Here is a 21,487-nt window from a genome sequence, read left to right on the forward strand (position 1 = left end):
TACTTATATTGTAAATACTTTCATTCTCTACGAAAAGTGTCGCAAGTTACGATACAATCCGAATATTTCAAAACCTGTGTAACATAAATAGAGTACAAAAAAGTTAATGATGAAAAGATTGATGTCGGGAGTACCCAAATATGCGAATGTCCCGATGAATACAAGACTGAGGATAAGACGAGCTACAACGCTCCCCAGATAGAATTGAACGAAGTTTTCACGGTTTTTGGCAAAGCCAAACTGCATCAATATATGATTGAAATAGGCGATGGCAAAAAAGAATGATAAGATAATCCACTTCTGAGGATGTAAATATTGGAAAAATCCAAATTGAGGGGCGAAATAAATAATAATTCCAATAACCAACGTTAGGAAAATGATACGTGCCATCTTTTCTATTTTTTTTGCAAAGATAGCTCATAAAAAATAAATCCATACTCTAAGTATGTATCGTGACGATTTAAGAGTGGTTTACCGTTGCGATTACGATTTACAATTGCCATGAATCATTAGACTTCCTGCAAAGTGTTTTAAGTCGTAAAACACTTTGCAGGAAGTCTATTACAGTATTTAATAAGTTATCTAAATAATTTTTATCCTAAAATCTTTGATTGGGGAAGTTGAAATAACTTATTAAACAGGGTGTTCATGCCCAATGCGGAAGTATTGGGTAATAAATCTTAGTCTGATGAGTAGGTGTTTTTTGAGACGATTAGCCCTAAAATTTCATAAAATCGTTTTTCCCTTATTAATTCCGTAATTTTGTGTCTGTACAGAAATTCTGTGGTAGGGGCAGTATCGCATACGCCCAATGTCTGCCAGCGAGGCGTATGTGATACGCCTCTGCAATTGTGATAAATAATCCTTAATATGTCATTTGAATCATTGAATCTTATTGAACCTATCCAAAAAGCATTAGCCGAGGAAGGTTATACAACCCCAACACCTATTCAAGCACAAGCTATTCCTATTATTTTGCAAGGAACTGACCTTTTGGGGGTAGCTCAAACAGGTACAGGAAAAACTGCCGCTTTTGCCATTCCGACCATCCAATTATTACATAAAAATCATACTTTTCATAAAGGAAAACGCTCGATAAAAGCCCTTATTGTTACCCCAACACGTGAATTAGCTATTCAAATTGACGATAGTTTTAAGGCTTATGGAAAATATACAGGTTTGACGCATACTGTAATTTTTGGAGGAGTTAAACAAGGCAGACAAACGGATGCTTTACAAAATGGAGTTGATGTTTTAGTGGCAACTCCGGGAAGATTGTTGGATTTAATCAACCAGCGTTTTATCTCACTAAAAGATATTCAGATATTTATTTTAGACGAAGCCGACCGTATGTTAGATATGGGTTTTGTGCATGATATTAAGAAGTTATTGGCAATTCTTCCACCACGTCGTCAGTCTTTGTTTTTCTCGGCAACGATGCCTCCTGAAATTCAGAAACTGTCGGATAGTATTTTGTATAAGCCTCAAAAAGTGGAAGTTACGCCTGTTTCTTCAACGGCTGATACCATCAAACAAGCCCTTTATTTTGTTGATAAAAACAATAAAAATGCCTTGTTGATGGATATTTTAAAGGATTCGGCTATTGAAACGGCTTTAGTTTTTACTCGTACCAAACACGGTGCTGATAAGGTGGTGAAAACACTTTTGAAAAATAATATCAAAGCCGAGGCTATTCACGGAAATAAGGCTCAGAATGCTCGTCAGCGTGCTTTAGATAATTTTAAAGCCAAAACTACCCGAGTTTTAGTTGCCACTGATATTGCTGCACGTGGTATTGATGTGGACGATTTAGCGTATGTTATCAACTTTGAAATTCCGAATATTCCCGAAACTTACGTCCATAGAATTGGGCGGACTGGTCGTGCGGGAGCAAACGGAACGGCATTCTCATTTTGTGAAACCGAAGAATTACCCTATTTAAAGGATATTCAAAAATTGATTGGAAAGAAAATTCCCGTCATTGAAAATCATGACTATCCGATGAGTACACAACCCATTGTAGAATTGCCAAAACCACAAAATCACAATAGAAATACATCAAAACCAAACGAATCTGGTTCGGAGACTAAAAAGAAGACTTGGTTTAGAAGAAAGTAAATAGGGTTACAAGTCGTTTTTCCAGACATTTATAAGATTTATACAAAAAACATGGAAATAGTACAAAAAATATTTGAATTATTTCAAGTAAAAATTGTTTATTTCCATGAATAATTTGTACGCTCTTCAAACATTGAGTTTCTTTGTGGTAATTTTTAGCAGTTATACTTTTATTGATATAATTGAACCGCAAAAAATCCTAACAAAAGAACCAAAAGAAGAATGTTTATAAACGCTATTGCCAGTTATTTGCCTGAGCAAATTATTACAAATGCCTATTTTGAAGAGCTGAATGGATTAACTGATGATTGGATTATTGAACGAACAGGAATTCGTGAACGTCGTAAAGCATCAGCAGAAGAAAATACGCATACAATGGCGATTCAAGCGGTGGATAAATTAACCGCAAATCTTCCTTATGACCTTTCTGGAATAGACCTTATTGTAGGGGCAACTTATACGCCACACGACTGTATTTTTACCCTTGCTCATGCTGTTCAGCATCATATCAACGTTGGAGAAATTCCTGTCGTAACTATTTCTTCCGCTTGTTCATCTTTATTAAATGCCGTAGAAATTGTTCAAGGATATTTTGCTTTAAACAAAGCTACCAAAGCTCTTATTATTGCATCTGAGCATAATACTGCTTATAATAATGAGGATGATACCAAAGCTGGACACCTTTGGGGAGATGGTGCAGTGGCATTGTCGATTTCAAAAGAAAGAACATCAGAAGCTGATTGGGAAATAAAAGATGTACTTACAGGCGGTGCCGCTAATGTAGGAAAAGCATCAGTTAGTGTTACTTTGAAACCCTTGGACAGAGGTATTATTATGCCTTTCGGAAAAGACGTGTTTATCAATGCTTGTACTTATATGCCAAAAGCAAGTTTACAAGTTTTAGAGCGTAATGGTTTGACAATCAGTGATATTAAATACATTGCTCCTCACCAAGCAAATCTTAGAATTTCTAAAAATGTTGCAGGAACTTTAGGCGTTTCAGAAGATGTGATGCTTTCAAATATCCAGTATTTAGGAAATACAGGTTGTGCAGGTTGTGCTATTACTTTAGATGAAAATAAAGGGAAATTTGAAAAAGGAGATAAAATCATTGTTACCGTTTTTGGCGGTGGATATTCTTACGGAGCAATGCTTGTTGAAATTTAACGATACTTGACTTTTCATAAAAAAGCCGATTCAAATAATTTTTGAGTCGGCTTTTTTTATATATCTTTAGGAGTAGTCTTTGAATATATTCTCAAAAGTTTTTCGAGTAAATTCTACAAAATAAGAACAGTTTACCATTTAAGTTTTGATGAATCAGCCCATAAATACACATAGTACAGAAGCTTTTCGAGGTAAATATATAAAGTCAGAAACTGACTTAGACCTCATGTTGAAGACCGACTTTGGTAAGTTTTTTATTGTAAAAGTGGAAGATTTGATAAGAATGATAAAATTGCCCGTTCCTCCGTCCAGAGCTACAACGCATACTTTTATTTATCTTACCGAAGGTGAAGCCAACATGACAATTGGTAGTCAATCCTTTACAATTTATAAAGATGAATGCCTTATTGTACCCGCTGGGCAGGTTTATTCATTCTCAAAACATGACATCAATAAAGGCTATTTATGTAATTTTCATAATGATTTCATCATCGGAAAATTTGCCAAAAATGATTTGTTGAAAGAGTTTGATTTTTTGAATATTTGGGCAAACCCTTGTATAAAACTTAATCCACAGTGTTCTATTTTTATTAGACAATTATTGGAAAGAATTTTGATTGATTATGTAGAAAATGGCTTGAGTAATATCGAAATTATTCAGTCTTATTTCATAGCCTTACTTTGTGAAATAAATATTGTTCAGAAGCCACTTACAGGCGTTGGACAAAACGCAAGCATTAATCTTACCAATAAATTTAAAGAATTACTGTTCAAGCATATCAGAGAAAAACATTTAGTAAGCGATTATGCCTCTTTATTAAATGTATCGCCAAATCATTTAAATAAGGTTGTCAAGAGTGTAACAGACAAGTCTCCTACCAAATGGATTGATGAAAGTATTGTTTTAGAAGCGAAAGTTTTACTCTATCAAACTTCATTTTCTATTAGTGAAGTGGCTTCGCAAATTGGTATTGATGACCAATCTTATTTTAGCCGACTTTTCAAAAAATATGAAGGGATTTCACCTTTTCAATTCAGGAAAATGATTGAAGTATCCTAAAAATTGATTTGCTTGTCCTAACATATTCTTTCCTTGCAGATGAACTTTGTGTCATAAAAATAATGATACAAATATGTTTTCAAATCTTCTTTTTTTTCACTCTATTTTCCGTTGGTTATTGCTGATTGTATTGGGATATTCTATCATCAAAGCTTATAATGGATACGTTTCAAATCTTGTTTTTTCAAAGATAGATAATGCTTTTAGGCATTGGACAGCCACCATTGCACAAATTCAGTTGATGATTGGGATTACCCTTTTCTCCAACAGTGAAATTGTGAAATACTTCTGGAAAAACGTTTCAGTAGCCAGTCAGCATCTTGATACCTTGTTTTTTGGAATAATCCATATTTTATTGATGATTGTATCGGTAGTTATCCTGACGATTGGGTCAGCAATGGCAAAAAGAAAAATGACTGATAAAGACAAATTTAAAACTATGTTTATTTGGTTTTCAATTGCATTATTTATCATCTTTATTGCCATTCCTTGGCCATTTTCACCTTTAGCAAATAGACCGTATTTTAGACATTTTTAACCATGAAAAAATTTATAACAACTAATATCGGACGTTTACGTTTGATTGGCTTTTTAGAAGGAATTTCTTTACTAATTCTTATTTTTATGGCTGTTCCATTAAAATACATTTACGGAAATCCAGCCTTAGTAAAAGTGGTAGGACAAATTCATGGAGTGTTGTTTTTACTTTTTGTTTTCAACACTTTACGAGTAGGCGTAGAGCAAGCATGGAAATTCAAAACGACTACTTTCCCTGTTTTAATAGCCTGTGTCATTCCTTTTGGAACATTCTATATTGACCATAAAATTTTGAAAGGAATGCAAGTTCAAAATAAAGATTAATCATGTTTTGTTGATGAATATCAGTAAATGTTTAAACATTATTTAAGAAAATGATATTTAAAAAAGTATAGGTATAAATACAGGTAAAACCTTCAAAATTGATTTTGAAAGCTAATAGGGCATAAATTTTATGTATATTTTTTGAAACAAACGAATTGTGAAGAGTTCCATATATTCATTACCAATGCACAATAATATTTTTGAGCAATTTAAAAAGGTTTGGAATTATATTTTTATAAGTAAAAATGACAAATCATCAGTTCAAAATAATTTTTGTTTCGTAATTTGCATATCATTTTTTACGTTTTTTTTTATTTTACAACCAATAATTCATCAACAAATGAACAAAAAACTACTAACAAGTTTTGTTCTTTTGCTATTACTCGTATTTAGAGTATCCGCACAAGACAGAATGATTTCGGGAAAAGTAACTTCTTCCGAAGATGGCTCGGTTCTTCCAGGCGTAAGTATAGGTATAAAGGGTACTAATAAAGGTACTGTTAGTAATGCAGATGGAACTTTCAAAATTAGTATTTCTGGAACACCTACTTTAGTTTTCTCTTTAGTAGGATACAAAAAAGCAGAAATACTTTCAGGTGCAAGGTCAGAAATTAACGTTTCTTTAAATGTTGAATCGGCTAATTTAGAAGAGGTAGTTGTAATCGGTTATGGTGTTCAGAAAAAATCAAAATTGACATCTTCTATTTCAGTTGTATCGGGTAAAGATATTGCCAGTTTAACAACGGCAAGTTTTGACCAACAATTGGCTGGTCGTGCTTCAGGTGTACAAGTAACGGTTGGGTCAGGTATTATCGGGCAAGCACCACGTATCCGTATTCGTGGTACAAACTCAATTACTTCTGGAGGTTCTCCTCTAATTGTAATTGATGGTGTGCCTGCATTAGATGGTAACCAAGCAGGTGCAAACGTTCCTTCAAATCCATTAGCTGATATAAATCCAAATGATATCGAATCGCTTGATATTTTGAAAGATGGTGCTGCTACTGCGATTTATGGTTCAAGAGCAACTAATGGTGTAATTTTAATTACTACTAAAAAAGGGAAAAAAGGACAACCAATGAAAGTTAATTTGGACTTTCAATATGGTGTAACCAATCCAATCAATCGATTGAGTTTATTAAATGCTACTCAATTTGTTGAAATTGCAAACGAAAAAATTAGAAATGCGGGTGGTGTAGATGCCGCATTTTTAGATGACAAAGGCACAAATACTGATTGGCAAAATGTAATTCTTCGTCAAGGAATTGCTCAGAATTATAACATGAGTTTCAGTGGTGGTGTTGAGAAAACGAATTATTATTTCTCTTTGGGATACAATAATCAAGAAGGAGCAGTTGCTACTAATGGTCAAAAACGTTATTCTTTTGTTTCTAATCTTGACCACAACTTCAATAAATATATTTCAGTTGGAACAAAGTTACAAATCACTCGTACTGAAAATACTGGCTTAAACTCAGGAACAAATGCGTTGTCAGGTAATTTAACAGGTGCGGCACGTTTATTTCCTAACGTACCTATTTATGATGCTACAAACGCAACGGGATATAATATTTCTCCAGACGGTGCTGTGTTAGGTCAAGGTGCAAACAAGCGTGGAATTGACAATAACTATACAAATATTCAATTTGTGTTAGATAACAACAAATTCTCAAACCAAATCGGACGTGCTTTGTCAACTACTTATTTGCAAATTACACCATTTGAAGGTTTGACGTTGAAATCTATGATTGGTCTTGACTATACAGACCTTCGTGCATTCTCATCACTTGACCCTCGTCATGGTGATGGTCGTGGTTCAAACGGTGTTGTGAATCAAACTTCACGTAATGTAACTCGTTGGAACTGGCAAAATACATTGAACTATTTGAAAGATTTCGGTAAGCATTCATTCAACTTGACGGCTGGTACAGAATATCAAAAACAAACAGTTTCTTCTTTCACAGCAGGTTCTTCAAACTTCTCGGATAGATTCTTCGAACAACAAAATATTATTTCTGGAAGTTTCTCAGTACCATCAGTTGATGGTTCGGGTTTTTCAACAGGTTTTGATTCATACTTTGGACGTATTCAATATGACTATGACAATAAGTATTTCTTAACAGTATCTGGACGTAACGATGGTTTATCGGCTTTACCAGCGGCAAGTCGTAGAGGTAATTTCTTTGGAGGTTCATTAGCGTATAAAGTTTCTAACGAAGATTTTTATAAAAACTCTAACTTAGCAAAAACAATTAATGACATCAAAATTAGAGGAAGTTATGCTCAAGTAGGTAACGTAGATATTGGTTCATTCCCTTATTTAGGATTGTTTGGTGCGGCACAATATGCTACACAAAATGGTGTAGGATTTACGCAAGCAGGTAATTCAGGTTTGAAATGGGAGGCAAGTACACAGTCTAACTACGGAATTGACTTAGGTTTCTTTGATAGCAGAGTTACTTTATCAGCTGAATATTATAACAATGACGTTTCTGACTTAATTTTGGCTGCTCCAACAGCTCCATCTTTAGGTGTACCTAATAACTCAATTTCTAAAAACGTTGGTTCATTATACAACCGTGGTTTTGAAATCAATTTAGGTATTGAAGCTATCAAAAAAGGAAGTTTCTCTTGGGATGTTAACATGAACTTCTCTACAAATACCAATAAAGTTACAGCATTGAATAAAGGTACAGACGGTAAAGACCAACCAATTTTACCTTCTGTTTATCACATCATTAGAGTTGGAGAATCAGTGGCTTCATTGTACGGATACGAAAGTGCAGGCGTAAACTCTGCAAACGGTTTCCCAATGTTTGTAAAAGGCGATGGACGTATTGTTCAAAGAAATGTAGCGAATGGAGCGTATTCATTCTATGACCCTGCTAATCCTGCTGTAACAACCAACACAACAGGAGCTTCACTTTCTTCTAATGATGTTGCTGATGGTGGTGATAGAAAAGTATTAGGAAATACAAACCCTACTTATTTCGGAGGATTAACTAATTCATTCAAATATAAAGGCTTTGACTTAGAAATTTTCACTCGTTTCTCTGGTGGAAATTATATCATGAACGTTACTCGTCAAGAAACACTTTTGAACCAAGACTTCAATAACAACGGAACTGAAATTTTGAATCGTTGGACAAAAGAAGGACAAGTTACAGACGTTCCTAAAGTGTATTTGAACGGTGGTACGCAAATTAACCAAACTGGAAACGCAACCAGCCGTTTTGTTGAAAGTGGTGATTTTATCAGAATTCAAAATATTGTAGTGGGATATAACATTCCAAAAGACATTTTGAGAAAAGCTAACATCGGTGTAACAAATGTTCGTTTGTACGGACAATTACAAAATGCGTTCACTTTCACGAAATATAAAGGTTTAGACCCTGAATTGAATGCAAATGGTAACGTAAACCAAACTTTTGGACTTGATTTCAATACAAACCCTCAGTTCAGAGTTGTTACTTTTGGTGTAAACGTAGGATTCTAATATCAACAAACATTTAAGAGAAATAAAATGAAATTAATATCATATAAAAATATTGTTGCACTCGGCACAACGCTGATGTTAGCAACGGCTTGTTCGGTCACAGACCTTCAGCCAATTGATGCACTTTCTGAATCAACCGCTTTCCAAACTCCTGAAAGAATTGAACTTGCTGTTGCAGGTGTTTATGACGGAGCTCAATCTGGATTTTATGCAGGAGGTGCTGTTCGTGGGTATCCTTTCGGAGCTGCTCACCTTGAACAAGGAGATTGCCGTGGAGAAGATATGGTAAGTGTTGCGGCTTTCTATGCTATTACTTATAATTCAACTTACGATGCAAATAGCCCAAACAATGGTTATTTTTGGCAAACAATTTATGCCATGATAAACCGTGCAAACGTTGTGATTGATGGTATTCGTAAAGCTCCTGTTGGAGGAAGTTTAACAGAAGCCGTAAAGAATTCTTATGAAGGAGAATTACGTTTATTGAGAGCAATGGGGCATTTTTACCTATTGGCTAACTTCGCACGTCCTTATGGAGATAACCCTACTGCAGCAGCAGGTGGCGTACCATATCGTGAACAACCTGTTGGAACAAGCACAGGAGCATCCGTTGATGAAGCTTCAAAACAAGGACGTAACACAGTAGCTGAATGTTATGAAAAAATGTTAGCAGATTTAGATTTTGCTGAGACAAATTTACCTGCAACTCGTGCTAAAAATGGACTTACACGTGCTACTAAAGCCGCTGCAATTGCTTTAAAAACCAGAATTAGATTACACCAAAATAACTTTGCTCAAGTAATTGCCGAAGCAAATAAATTGGTACCAACTACTGGAAATTTAGTGTCACCAATTGGTAGCTACCAATTAACTGCAACGCCAATGGGACCATTTGCAGCAGGAAACAAGAGCAATGTTGAGTCAATTTTATCAATCGAAAACAATGACGTTGATAATAGTAGTGTAAATGGAGCTGCTCCTTCAATGTACACGGCTTCTATCACAGGTGGACGTGGAATTGTTGGAATTAGCCCAATTATCTGGAATCAGCCTTTTTTCCCTGCTGATGATTATCGTAAATCTTCAGCGATGGTTCAACAAGACGGTGCAACTTCTGCAGGACGTGGAGCAATGTTCACTAAGAAATATGCAGATGCAACCGCTCGTACTGATAACGCTCCAATTATTCGTTATGCGGAAGTATTATTAAATGCTGCTGAAGCTATTGCTCGTACAAGTTCAGGTGTTGATGCAAGAGCATTATCGTTATTGAATGCTGTTCGTAACCGTGCAGTACCAGCAGGAACGGGACGTTACACAGAAGCAAGTTTCAAAACAAATCAAGAGTTAGTTCAAGCTATTTTGAACGAACGTAGAATTGAATTCTTAGGAGAAGGCTTACGTTGGTTAGATATTCACCGTTTGGCTACTGATGCTGTTTTCACAACGGGAGGAATTCCTGCTAAAGCAAGTAATACAAACGTATTTACAGCACTTTATACAAATAACCCTTCAACTACTTTTGTAAGAGTTGCGGCTATTCCATATAGCAGTTTCAAATTCATTTGGCCTTTACCAATTGAAGAAATCAATAACAACCCAACGTTGAAAACACAACAAAATCCAGGTTGGTAATTTGATTAAAAATCATAATATTAAAGTCCTACTTCTTATTTGAGAGGTAGGACTTTTTTATTGGGAAGAATTCGGTTTTGGGGCATTATTTTCTTGCCAAATAGCAAATTATAGAGTAGATTTAGGTAAAAATAAAATCATCTTATAACTAAAAATAGCTTATGAAGAAAGTATCTATTATTACAACATTATTATTGGCTTCGTTTCTATCAAGTAATGCTCAAAATGCCACCGCTCTAAAAGCTAAAATTGCCCAAAAAGCTGAAACCCTTGAAAGTAAAGTAGTAGCTTGGCGTAGAGATTTTCACTTGAATCCAGAATTAGGTAACCGTGAATTTAAAACGGCTGAAAAAGTAGCTAATCACTTAAAATCTCTTGGAATAGAAGTTAAAACAGGCGTTGGCAAAACAGGCGTTGTTGGTATTTTGAAAGGAGGGAAGCCGGGACCAGTCGTGGCTCTTCGTGCTGATATGGACGGTTTGCCTGTGAAAGAGAGAGTGGATATACCTTTTGCTTCAAAAGCGGTTGGTGAATATAATGGTCAACCTGTAAACATTATGCACGCTTGCGGACATGATACCCACGTGGCTATTTTAATGGGTACAGCCGAGATTTTAGCCTCTATGAAGAGCGATTTGAAAGGAACTGTTAAATTTATTTTCCAACCTGCTGAAGAAGGAGCTCCCGAAGGAGAAGAAGGTGGTGCTCCCTTAATGATAAAAGAAGGAGTTTTGGAGAATCCTAAAGTTGATGTGATTTTCGGATTGCATATCAATGCCCAAACTGAAGTAGGTAAAATCAGATACCGTCCAGGTGGAACAATGGCAAGTTCTGACTGGTTTAAAATCAAAATTAAAGGAAAACAAACACACGGAGCAAGTCCTTGGCAAGGTATTGACCCCATCGTGACGGCTTCGCAAGTGGTAATGGGTTTACAAACAATTGTGAGTAGAAATTCACCATTAAACGAATCAGCAGCAGTAGTTACAGTCGGACAAATTAATGGTGGTGTTCGTAGCAATATTATTCCTGAAGAAGTAAATATGAACGGTACAATCCGTACTCTTGACCCTGCCGTGCAAGATATGATTCATGCAAGAATGGCACAAGTAGCGACTAATATTGCCCAAAGTGCAGGAGCAACTGCGGAAGTGAAAATTACAAAAATGTGTCCGATTACTTTTAACGATGTTGCCTTAACAGAGAAAATGGTACCAACGTTAGAAAGTGTTGCAGGAAAAGCAAATGTGTCAATAACCGCTGCCGCAACAGGTGCAGAAGATTTTGCTTTTTATCAAGAGAAAGTGCCGGGTGTATTTTTCTTCTTGGGTGGAGCTCCAAAAGGTAAACCCGAAGGACAAACGGCACCGCACCACACACCTGATTTTTATATTGACGAAGGTGGTTTTGTTTTGGGAATGAAGTCAATGGCGAGTTTGGTAGTTGACTATATGGAGAAGTAAATTGTAGAAAACGATTTTAGGTAAAAAGGGTAGCAATCAAATAGAATGCTACCCTTTTTATATTTTTTACTAATAATGTGCGTCAACCATTCTTTCAAATAAAGTGTTAGTGTTCAAAAATAATGTCCAATATTTTAAACCCGACACTAATTTCTTAATAACTAAATCTTACCCCTTTTTAATTAGCGTCTTCTACGCTTACGAGCAGTTGTAGGAGCGTTAGCAATTCTTATTTGTTTAATTCTTTCTTCTAAATCTACAATTACACGAGCAGACATTTCTCTGTTTGCATCATTTGCTTCGTTTAAAGACTTATAAGCGGCTTGTAGTTTTTCGTAATCAGAACCTAATTCACCGTATTTTTTACTCAAAGACTCAAAGTTATCTTTCCCCTCTTCCTGACATTTTACATAGTCTTCATTTTTTCTTTTGAATTGACTTTCCATGCTAAAACGATAGCTACTCAATTCTGCATTTTCTTGGCGTTCTTTCTGTACTTGTGCTTCTAATCTACGAGCTTGGTCTTGTAAATCAGTAATTTGTTTAGTATCAGTACAACTGCTCATGCTCAGACTCGTAAGTAAAGCTACTGACAAAAGTGTGGAAATCTTTTTCATGAAAATATATTTTAATTTATGGGGTTGTCTTATTTTTCTCCTAATTTATTAACTTTTTTAATAGAAATCAAAATAACTCTCCTTTTTCCTTGCGTATAGACTTAACAAATGCTAATTCGGTATAGATTTTATCCATAATTATTATTCTGATAGAATTTTTTAACATTTTTTTAGGGTTTGTATTTTAATAATTGTCGTACTTTTAAGCAATAATTTATAAAAACTATCGTTACTTTTTATTGAGTAAACATAAACACCCTATTGGGCTTCTAAACTATGAAACGAATTGTACTTTTGGGTTTTTTCCTTACAGGAAGTTCATTAATGAGCTTCGCTCAATCATCTGGTATTCAGAAGCCTACAACTGTAACTCCTAATATTTCTATTCAAAATTTTGAATGGTTTGAGCATTCTATCGTGGGAAAAGCGGGAGTTCAAATTCAATTTCAACCAATTAAAAAAATCAACTTTGTGCTTGATGCAGGTGCATTTCAAAGTATCGGACAAGCCGATATAATGGGGGCTGGCTGTGTAGCAGGCGTAAGTGCTGCTGATAAAGGTCAAGTGGGAGGTTCAACGGCTTTAGGACCAACTGGCGTTCCTTTATTGAGCATTCCCAAAATGAGCTATCAAGGCGGTTTTGCTAATCTTGACGCAGGAATCCCAATTAAATTAGGCGATAGTTCACGTACTACCATAGAGCCTTTTGTGGGCATTGAAGCAAAAATATGGAATCGTTCTGCAGATTATGGAACAGAAGGAAATCCAATGGTTTTTGAAGAAAAATATAAATTTTTATCTCCTGCTTTGGGTGCAAAATTAAATTATACTACAAAGTCGAAAGTGAAAGTAAGTTTAAGAATTTCAACGAGTTATCCTGTCATTTCAAAAATGAAAACAGATGAGAAAAACTTGACTTTTCCCAATGCCGAAATTGATTTAACTAAAATGCTTTCACCTTCAGTTGAATTAGGCATGAAATTCAAAAAAGTTACCGTTAAACTTCGTTACGAAAGAATAAATATTGGCACTTCCGACTCCCTGAAAGGTTACAATAACCCCGCCTCAAAAGCTAACGTTACAGGTCTTTCTATTGGATATGATTTTTAATATAGAGAATAGATTTTATTTTAGAGAATAGATTACAGATTACAGAGAATAGATTACAGATTACAGAGAATAGATTACAGATTATAGAGAATAGATTACAGGTTATAGAGAATAGATTGCAGATTATAGAGAATAGATTGCTGAGAATAGATTACAGAGTTAATTTTATGGAAAAAATCTCTATCCTCTATCCTCTATCCTCTATCCTCTATCCTCTATCCTCTATCCTCTATCCTCTATCCTCTATCCTCTATCCTCTATCCTCTATCCTCTATCCTCTAATTATCATCAATCATTCCGCCTGCTTTAATGGCTTCATAATCAGTTTTTAATCTTCCCATTTCACGAGCCAAAAACGTTTGTAATTGCGTATTAAACTCATGTTGTTCTTCTTTGCTCAACGAAGCATAATAATCCTTTAATTCTTGGTTAATTGTGGCACGTTCTTCGGCAGAAGAGGCGTTTATTGAGCGTATATGATATTTTTTGAAGTCAAAATCCATGATAAAGTTGTTTTTTGTAATAAGCTGCAATTTAAAAACATTGATTCAAATTTTCGCTTTTTGTGTTTATCTTCAACAAAAAAACTAAAATTATAATCTATGTCTGAAAAATTACAAATTCATGACCACGATCCAATTGTCTGTAAAAATTGTCATCATATATTTCATGGAAAATACTGTTCCGAATGTGGACAAAAAGCTGAAACCAATCGCTTTACAATAAAACATATTATTGAAACTACTTCTCATGCTTTTCTTAACGTTTTTTTCTTTTTTGAAAGAGGAGCTTCTTTAACTTTTAAAGAATTATTGATTAGTCCGGGACAATTTCTTCGTAATTATTTGTCGGGAAAAAGGGTAAGTCACATCACACCAATTGGTTATGTATTATTAGTCGGAACAATTTCTACGTTATTATACACCTATTTGGGAGATGAAATGATGATGAATATGCCTTTTGGCGAACAACTTGTCAATGATAAGAACAAGATAATTTCCACAAAAGATATTGTCAAATATATCACTGAGCATCAAGTTTTATCAACCTTGATTATGATACCCTTGACCTCAATGGTTACTCAAAGAGTTTATAAAAAAATAGGCTATAATTATGCTGAACATTTGGTGGTAAATGCCTTTTTATTATCGCAACAAAGCATGATTAATTCATTTTTTATGCCTCTACTGCTAATTTCTGACTCGAAGTTAATATCACTTGCTATGACCTTTGTTTCTTACACTTATTTGACATGGAGTTATCATCAACTTTTTCAAATTACGCCTTTGGGAAAAAGTATTTTTAAAAGTATAATGGCAGTTCTTTTAGGATACTTATTGCTTATTTTATTTTCTTCTTTGGTCGGAGGCGTTGTTGTGGGAGTTCTACATGCGGCAGGAAAACTCAAGCATTAGCATTAATAATCAAAATACTTACCCCAAGACCTTACGAATACGCTGAGTTGTCGTAACTTTGTGGTTAAATTTTTAACAAATCCTATCTTCATGAGTTAGGAATTTTAGATGAAAACTAAAACGCAATTAAAGAATAAAGTCAATATCGTTACACTTGGTTGTAGCAAAAATGTGGTTGATTCAGAGGTGATTTATACTCAGTTGAAAGGAAATGGTATAAAGGTTAGCCACGAATCTAAGAAAGATGATTCAAACATTGTTATCGTAAATACTTGCGGTTTTATTGATAATGCTAAGCAAGAATCAATAGATACCATTTTGCGATATGTTGATGCCAAAGAAGCTGGCGTAATTGATAAATTGTATGTAACAGGTTGTTTGTCACACCGTTATAAAGATGAATTGGAGGTGGAAATCCCTACGGTTGATGCTTTTTTTGGCACAAATGAGTTACCAAGATTATTAAAAACACTCAAAGCAGATTATAAACACGAACTCATCGGAGAACGTCTTTTAACAACTCCAACCCATTACGCATACTTGAAAATTGCGGAAGGTTGCGACCGTCCTTGTTCGTTCTGTGCTATTCCATTAATGCGTGGCGGACACGTTTCTCGTACTATTGAAGATTTAGTAATTGAAGCAAAGTCATTAGTAAAACGTGGTACAAAAGAGTTAATTCTCATCGCTCAAGATTTAACGTATTACGGTTTAGATATTTATAAAAAGCGTAACCTTTCGGAATTATTAGAACACTTTTCAGATATTGAAGGACTTGATTGGATTCGTTTACAATATGCTTACCCTGCTGGTTTCCCGATGGACGTTTTAGATGTAATGAATTCAAAATCAAATATTTGTAAGTATTTGGATATGCCATTGCAAAGTGGTTCAACGGAAGTTTTGAAAAGAATGCGTCGTGGAATTACTCGTGAGAAAACCGAAGATTTAATCAATGCCATTCGTGATAAAGTGCCTGATATTGCTCTAAGAACCACTTTAATTTCTGGTCACCCAGGAGAAACAGAAGAGGATTACGAAGAAACTTATCGATTTGTAGAAAAAATGCGTTTCGACCGTTTAGGTGTTTTCACATACTCGCACGAAGACCAAACCCATTCACATACTTTTGAAGACGATGTTCCTGCCGAAATAAAACAAGAACGTGCCGACGAAATTATGGCATTGCAACAAGATATTTCGATGGAGTTGAACCAAGAGAAAGTAGGCAATACTTATAAAGTTTTATTTGATAGAAAGGAGGGAGGACACTTTATCGGAAGAACACAATTTGACTCGCCAGAAGTTGATAATGAGGTACTTATTCCAGCATCACAATTTGTACGTTTAGGTGATTTTGCCAATGTAAAAGTTAATCGTGCCGAAGAATTTGACTTATACGGAGACTTGGTTTAGAGAATAGAGGATAGAGGATAGAGGTTAGATTTTAGAGAATAGTTAACAAAAAAATGGCGATTAGGAACTTAAATTTCCCAATCGCCATTTTTACTGCTCACTGCTCACTGCTCACTGCTCACTGCTCACTGCTTACTGTCAATACACCTCCATTGTTTCGTCAATTTCGTTTGCCCAGGCATTGATACCACCCGTTAAGTTTTGTAAATTATTAAAGCCATGATTTTGAGATAAGTAATCAATCACACTTGCTGAACGAAAGCCGTGATGGCAATACACAACGACCGTTCTATCTCGTGGAATATGTTTCACATTCGTCGGAATATTACTCATTGGAATCAAGACAGAACCTTCAATTCTACAAATTTCATATTCATTCAAATTTCTTACATCTAACAAAAAGAAATCTTCTTTATTCTGTATTTTCTCTGATAACTCTTCAACGGTTATTGTTGAGTTAATGGCTTGATTATTAGGCATATTTTTTTGTTTTTCTCCTTCTGGAAATATCATCTTTTCTGCGTTTGCTTTTCTTTTTACTTTAATTTTTTGTGAAGTGTTTTCTAATAAATCAAGCATCAAAAGTTGCCCACTTAGTACCGTTCCGATACCCGTAATTATCTTAATTACCTCATTGGCTTGGTACATTCCCAACATTCCTGGAAGAATCCCCAAAACGCCAATTGTAGCACAGTTGGGGATTTCCAATTCAGAAGGTTGTTCGGGAAATAAACAACGATAAGTAGGTCCTTGATTACCCAATGAATCGGTGTAATTAAACACTGAAACCTGTCCTTCAAACTGATGAATTGCTCCGTAAACAAATGGTTTATTCAATTTTACACAATAATCATTGATAAGATAACGAGCCGTAAAATTATCAGTACAATCCACAATTATATCATAATTTTTGACGAAATTTTCGGCATTTTCGGCATTTTCGGCTTTGAAATTTTGCTTAACTGCCTCATATTCAATTGTATCATTCAGCTTTAATAAACGAGTAGCAGCGGTGGTTGCTTTCGGGCTACCAATGTCTTCTACTTTGTATAAAACCTGTCTTTGTAAATTGCTTAAATCTACCGAATCAGCGTCCATAATTCCTAATTTACCAATGCCCGCTGCCGCCAAATATAACAAAACTGGACAGCCTAAACCACCCGCACCAATTACTAAAACTTTAGCATTTTTTAGTTTTAGTTGACCATCTTGCCCAATTTTTGGTAGTAACAAGTGTTTTTGATAACGATTTTTTTCAGTTGATGAGAGCATATTGATACATTAATTTATTTTTGTATTAAGCGAGATAACAAATTACGATTAACGAAGATAACAATAAATTTAACGCCTTATAAACTCATTACTTGTATTCGCTTATTTGTCAACTAAAAGTGACACCAATGGGCATAAAAAAACCTTCTCAAAGTTATTGAGAAGGTTTTTAATATTTTTAAGCTATTGGTATTACAAGCTCAAAGTTCCCTTACGAGCTGCTGCAATTAAAGAAGCTTCCAAACCTTTTTTGTTGATAGTACGGATAGCTTTTCCAGATACTTTCAATTGAACCCATACACCTTCAGATTCTAAGAAAAATTTCTTAGTATGAAGATTTGGATAGAATTTACGCTTAGTTTTATTGTTAGCGTGAGATACGTTATTACCTACTTGTGTCTTTTTTCCTGTTAATTGACAAACCTTAGCCATGTTAATCCTTGTTTTTGTTATGTAAAATCACTTTGGAAGCGATATAATAGACTTGATTTTCAGTATTTTCTGAAACGGAATGCAAAATTAGAGATTATTTCTCAAGGATACAATTTATTAAGGAAATAAAATTCAGGAATCTTCGTACTTTTGTTTAAACTCATTGTTTTAACATTCTATGTTTAAGAAAATTGCTACTTCGTTGCTTTGGCTAACCAGCTTGCCTGTATGTATATATACACTGGTGACATACTTGCTATCATATACACTCGTGATTGAGCATTGGTCGGCAGGGTTCATTATGATGACGTTGCCATTTGCTATGTTAGGGTGTTTTGTTATTGCCTTCACGTGGTTGTTTATTCGTCCTTCCAGAGCCATTTTACCAATCCTGATTTTATGTTTGGGTTATCCATTTATCAAGCGTACCATCGTTTTTAAAGACCCTCAAAAAGGAGAAAATACATTGTCTGTTTTTAGTTATAATGTATTCAGTTTTTGTGGAGACGAATATACAGGTGATAAAGTAAAAGCTACTAATTTGATTAATTATGCTGCTGATTATGAGGCTGATGTGAAATGTTTTCAAGAGTTTTATAATTTAGAAAGTGATAAGCGATTTCGGACAGTTTCTTTGATGCAAAAGGAAAATCCATACATGGTCAGTAATAGTGAGAGAGGAAATCAAGGGCTGGTTGGGCTTATTATTTTTTCAGCTTATCCAATTATTCATCATCAAGGAAAAGTTTTTGGACGACGAAATGCCAATGGTTATTTAGTTGCTGATATTGCCCGTAAAAAAGACACCATTAGGGTGATTAATATTCAATTGCAATCAATGGGAATACGGGTAAATAAGGTAGTGAGTGAGGTGAAAGGAAAAGATTATGAAGAAGCCAAAAAAGAAGGAAAAGGCATCGTATCATCTTTAAAAATGGGTTTTCAAAAACATGGCGAAGAGGTGAAATTAATCGAGAAAATGATTGATGAAAGTCCATACCCCGTAATTCTTTGTGGTGATTTTAATGAAACACCCTATGGAAATGCTTATGGAAGTATCCGTGACCGATTGAAAAATGCTTTTGAAGAAGCAGGTAATGGCTTTGGTTTTACCCTAAATCGTAGCCCAAGATTAGTGAGAATTGATAATCAGTTTTGTTCGGAAGAAATAAAAGTGCTTGATTTTAAGACGTTTAGGAGTGTTTTGTTGTCAGACCATTTTCCGATTTTAGGTAGATATTCTTTAGACAAAAAACAGAAAGTCGATAAATAATTGTGCGGAATATCACTTAACTCATCACCAAATCACATGAATTATAAATTACCCTTCATCGGAAAACTCGCCTTTGCTCTAATCTCAATAACCATTTTTGTTTATTGGCTTATGGTTTTGCAAGATATTCTTGTACCAATATTTATCTCTGTCATATTATCAATGGCAATTTTTCCTGTGGCAAATTGGCTTGAAAAAAAAGGCTTGGGACGTATTTTATCAGTAACGTTTACGATGTTATTGTTTACCATGATAATGATAGGCGTAATTTGGTTAGCATCCATTCAAATTGCTGATTTTGGCGAAATGTTGCCACAATTAGAGAAAAGATTTACGCTCTGGTTTAATCAAATTCAGCGTTGGGCTGAGAGTATTTTTCATATCGGAAAGAAGACTCAACTTGCTCGATTACGCCAATATGGAACAGGATTTTTGAGTACAGGAGGAACTATCTTTACCACTGCACTTTCTACAACAGGAAGCGTTTTAGGTAATTTGTCACTCATCCCGATTTATATGTTCTTCTTTTTATATTACAGAGACTTTTTTAGAATGTTTTTCTATAAAGTTTTCCGCAATATAAATCGAAAGAGAATTGATGCCGTTCTCAATAAAATCTACGAAGTGGTACATAGTTATTTGACTGGTTTAGTGACGGTTACAATAATTGTAGGAGGCTTAAATACGATTGGATTATTAATTTTAGGAATTGATTATGCCGTGTTTTTTGGCTTTTTAGCGGCAGCTTTATTAGTAATTCCTTTTATTGGAATACTGATTGGGTCAATTTTACCAATAATTATTGCCCTAATTACTAAAGATTCTCCCATGTATGCCGTTGGGGTAGCTGGAGTTTTTATTTTTGTACAATTCTTAGAAGGTAATTTTATCACTCCACAAGTGGTAGGCTCAAAAATCAGTATCAATGGTTTAGTGGCTATTATTGCTTTATTGTTGGGTTCGGCTTTATGGGGAATTGCGGGAATGGCTCTTTCCTTGCCAACAATTGCCATTTTGAAAGTTGTTTTTGACGCCGTTCCAGACCTAAAACCTTTTGGCTATATTTTGGGAGAACCCGACCACGACCGATTGCGTCAAGACAAGAAACGTGATATGCAGAGTTTTGTGCCAGATTTGGTAGAAAGCATTGTGGAAACAACCGAAGACGTGAAGTCGTTGGTAAGTGGGAAAAAGCGTAAAAGTAAACCTGAGAAGATAGATTGAGAAGGCAATGGGGTTTGGGAATTAATCCTAATCCCCAAGAAAGACGTCTTCGCTTAATATCTTGACTTCCATTTATATTTGCACGCAGTAAATTTCCTATTATTTTGATTGCTCCGTCTCCATTATTTTATCCCAAAACGTAAAGTAAAAACCATAATTCCCTTTTCCATAATGATGGTGATAATTATGTGCCGTAGAGGTATTTATCCATCGTCCAAGCCAATGTTCTCTAAACCATTTTGGATAAATTTCATATCCTAAATGTCCGTAAACATTTACCACCATTGAGATAATATAAAAAATAGCAACAGCATTGAAATGTGTTGGAATAATGACCATCATTACAAACTGAAAACAACCATTAATGACAGCCTCCATTGGGTCAAAAGCAAAAGCTGCCCAAGGACTTGGATTGTGAGATTTATGGTGTAAAGCATGGAAGTTTTTGAAAAGAGCTTTATGATGAATTAAGCGGTGTGTCCAGTAAAAATAGGTATCATGTAATAAAATCATCAATAAAATACTTATCCAAAAATACCATATTGGGTAGTCGTTGATATTGTTGTATGCTCGTGAAAACGGATAAAATGGCGTTTTGTAAGCAATATAACCCACGATTCCAAAAATCACACATGACATGAACGAAGAGCCAAATTCTCGTAAATAATCACTTGTTTTTGGGAAACGATTTTGAATTTTTTGGAATGATTTTGAATTTTTGAAAACGTAATAAAAAACGAAGAATGCCATTCCTGCTACCAATAAATAACGAAGAAAGTTAATTAGAAAAATGAAAATGGCGAAAGGCAGTTGAGTTTCCATAAGCTTATTATTTAAAATTGATAAGCAAATTTGACTAAGAATTTTGAGGAAAAAATTTACAAAAGATAAGTTTGTTGTTTGGAGCAGAACTATGATTTATAAAATT

Annotated in this window: 19 protein-coding genes; 13 read left to right on the forward strand and 6 right to left on the reverse strand. The window is 34.8% G+C overall.

From position 1 onward, the window contains the following. Window positions 1-27: 27 nt before the first annotated feature. Window positions 28-390, reverse strand: coding sequence for a hypothetical protein (locus LV89_RS17340; RefSeq protein WP_109744189.1), 363 nt, complete (start codon window positions 388-390; stop codon window positions 28-30). A gap of 480 nt (window positions 391-870) precedes the next feature. Here LV89_RS17340 and LV89_RS17345 point away from each other — a divergent pair, with 480 nt between their 5' ends. The 8 genes from LV89_RS17345 (at window position 871) to LV89_RS17380 (ending at window position 11,800) form a co-directional block, all read left to right on the forward strand. Then, entirely contained in the window at window positions 871-2,118 is a 1,248-nt protein-coding gene (locus LV89_RS17345) for a DEAD/DEAH box helicase (protein ID WP_109744190.1), read from the forward strand. 222 nt (window positions 2,119-2,340) lie between these two features. Continuing rightward, window positions 2,341-3,285 (forward strand): 3-oxoacyl-ACP synthase III family protein, encoded by a 945-nt coding sequence (locus LV89_RS17350; protein WP_109744191.1) that lies wholly within the window; start codon window positions 2,341-2,343, stop codon window positions 3,283-3,285. 148 nt (window positions 3,286-3,433) lie between these two features. Beyond that, a complete protein-coding gene (locus LV89_RS17355; RefSeq protein WP_109744192.1) occupies window positions 3,434-4,345 on the forward strand; it encodes an AraC family transcriptional regulator in 912 nt (303 codons plus the stop codon). A gap of 73 nt (window positions 4,346-4,418) precedes the next feature. After that, a complete protein-coding gene (locus LV89_RS17360) occupies window positions 4,419-4,883 on the forward strand; it encodes a hypothetical protein (protein WP_109744193.1) in 465 nt (154 codons plus the stop codon). 2 nt (window positions 4,884-4,885) lie between these two features. Next, window positions 4,886-5,206: a DUF3817 domain-containing protein gene (locus LV89_RS17365; RefSeq protein WP_109744194.1), complete on the forward strand. Its 321-nt coding sequence runs from the start codon at window positions 4,886-4,888 to the stop codon at window positions 5,204-5,206. A gap of 340 nt (window positions 5,207-5,546) precedes the next feature. Next, window positions 5,547-8,702, forward strand: coding sequence for a SusC/RagA family TonB-linked outer membrane protein (locus LV89_RS17370; protein WP_158279617.1), 3,156 nt, complete (start codon window positions 5,547-5,549; stop codon window positions 8,700-8,702). 27 nt (window positions 8,703-8,729) lie between these two features. After that, entirely contained in the window at window positions 8,730-10,337 is a 1,608-nt protein-coding gene (locus LV89_RS17375) for a RagB/SusD family nutrient uptake outer membrane protein (protein WP_170117761.1), read from the forward strand. A gap of 161 nt (window positions 10,338-10,498) precedes the next feature. Continuing rightward, window positions 10,499-11,800 (forward strand): amidohydrolase, encoded by a 1,302-nt coding sequence (locus LV89_RS17380; RefSeq protein WP_109744196.1) that lies wholly within the window; start codon window positions 10,499-10,501, stop codon window positions 11,798-11,800. Window positions 11,801-11,982: 182 nt separating this feature from the next. Here the strand turns inward: LV89_RS17380 and LV89_RS17385 are convergent, their stop codons facing one another. After that, complete coding sequence (locus LV89_RS17385) at window positions 11,983-12,417, reverse strand: hypothetical protein (RefSeq protein ID WP_146199195.1); 435 nt, start codon at window positions 12,415-12,417, stop codon at window positions 11,983-11,985. A gap of 276 nt (window positions 12,418-12,693) precedes the next feature. Here LV89_RS17385 and LV89_RS17390 point away from each other — a divergent pair, with 276 nt between their 5' ends. Further along, entirely contained in the window at window positions 12,694-13,527 is an 834-nt protein-coding gene (locus LV89_RS17390) for a hypothetical protein (RefSeq protein WP_109744198.1), read from the forward strand. A gap of 278 nt (window positions 13,528-13,805) precedes the next feature. On the opposite strand, the gene LV89_RS17395 is transcribed toward LV89_RS17390, so the two are convergent. Beyond that, complete coding sequence (locus tag LV89_RS17395; RefSeq protein WP_109744199.1) at window positions 13,806-14,030, reverse strand: hypothetical protein; 225 nt, start codon at window positions 14,028-14,030, stop codon at window positions 13,806-13,808. A 99-nt stretch (window positions 14,031-14,129) separates the two neighbouring features. On the opposite strand from LV89_RS17395, the gene LV89_RS17400 reads away from it, so the two are divergent. Beyond that, complete coding sequence (locus tag LV89_RS17400) at window positions 14,130-14,942, forward strand: DUF3667 domain-containing protein (RefSeq protein WP_109744200.1); 813 nt, start codon at window positions 14,130-14,132, stop codon at window positions 14,940-14,942. A gap of 108 nt (window positions 14,943-15,050) precedes the next feature. After that, window positions 15,051-16,358: a 30S ribosomal protein S12 methylthiotransferase RimO gene (gene rimO / locus LV89_RS17405; RefSeq protein ID WP_109744201.1), complete on the forward strand. Its 1,308-nt coding sequence runs from the start codon at window positions 15,051-15,053 to the stop codon at window positions 16,356-16,358. Window positions 16,359-16,496: 138 nt separating this feature from the next. On the opposite strand, the gene moeB is transcribed toward rimO, so the two are convergent. Together moeB and rpmB are read right to left on the reverse strand one after the other, a co-directional pair. Continuing rightward, window positions 16,497-17,630, reverse strand: a complete 1,134-nt coding sequence (gene moeB / locus LV89_RS17410; RefSeq protein ID WP_109744202.1) for a molybdopterin-synthase adenylyltransferase MoeB — start codon at window positions 17,628-17,630, stop codon at window positions 16,497-16,499. Between the two features lie 192 nt (window positions 17,631-17,822). Then, complete coding sequence (gene rpmB, locus LV89_RS17415; protein ID WP_109744203.1) at window positions 17,823-18,062, reverse strand: 50S ribosomal protein L28; 240 nt, start codon at window positions 18,060-18,062, stop codon at window positions 17,823-17,825. Between the two features lie 178 nt (window positions 18,063-18,240). On the opposite strand from rpmB, the gene LV89_RS17420 reads away from it, so the two are divergent. Both LV89_RS17420 and LV89_RS17425 read left to right on the forward strand, forming a co-directional pair. Continuing rightward, entirely contained in the window at window positions 18,241-19,335 is a 1,095-nt protein-coding gene (locus LV89_RS17420; protein WP_109744204.1) for an endonuclease/exonuclease/phosphatase family protein, read from the forward strand. A gap of 36 nt (window positions 19,336-19,371) precedes the next feature. Continuing rightward, window positions 19,372-20,559 carry an AI-2E family transporter gene (locus LV89_RS17425; RefSeq protein WP_109744205.1) on the forward strand — a complete coding sequence of 396 codons (1,188 nt, stop codon included), beginning with the start codon at window positions 19,372-19,374 and terminating at the stop codon, window positions 20,557-20,559. A gap of 99 nt (window positions 20,560-20,658) precedes the next feature. Here the strand turns inward: LV89_RS17425 and LV89_RS17430 are convergent, their stop codons facing one another. Continuing rightward, window positions 20,659-21,381, reverse strand: coding sequence for a sterol desaturase family protein (locus LV89_RS17430; RefSeq protein WP_109744206.1), 723 nt, complete (start codon window positions 21,379-21,381; stop codon window positions 20,659-20,661). Window positions 21,382-21,487 lie beyond the last annotated feature (106 nt).

The organism is Arcicella aurantiaca, from assembly GCF_003148625.1.
GTDB classification, from domain to species: domain Bacteria; phylum Bacteroidota; class Bacteroidia; order Cytophagales; family Spirosomataceae; genus Arcicella; species Arcicella aurantiaca.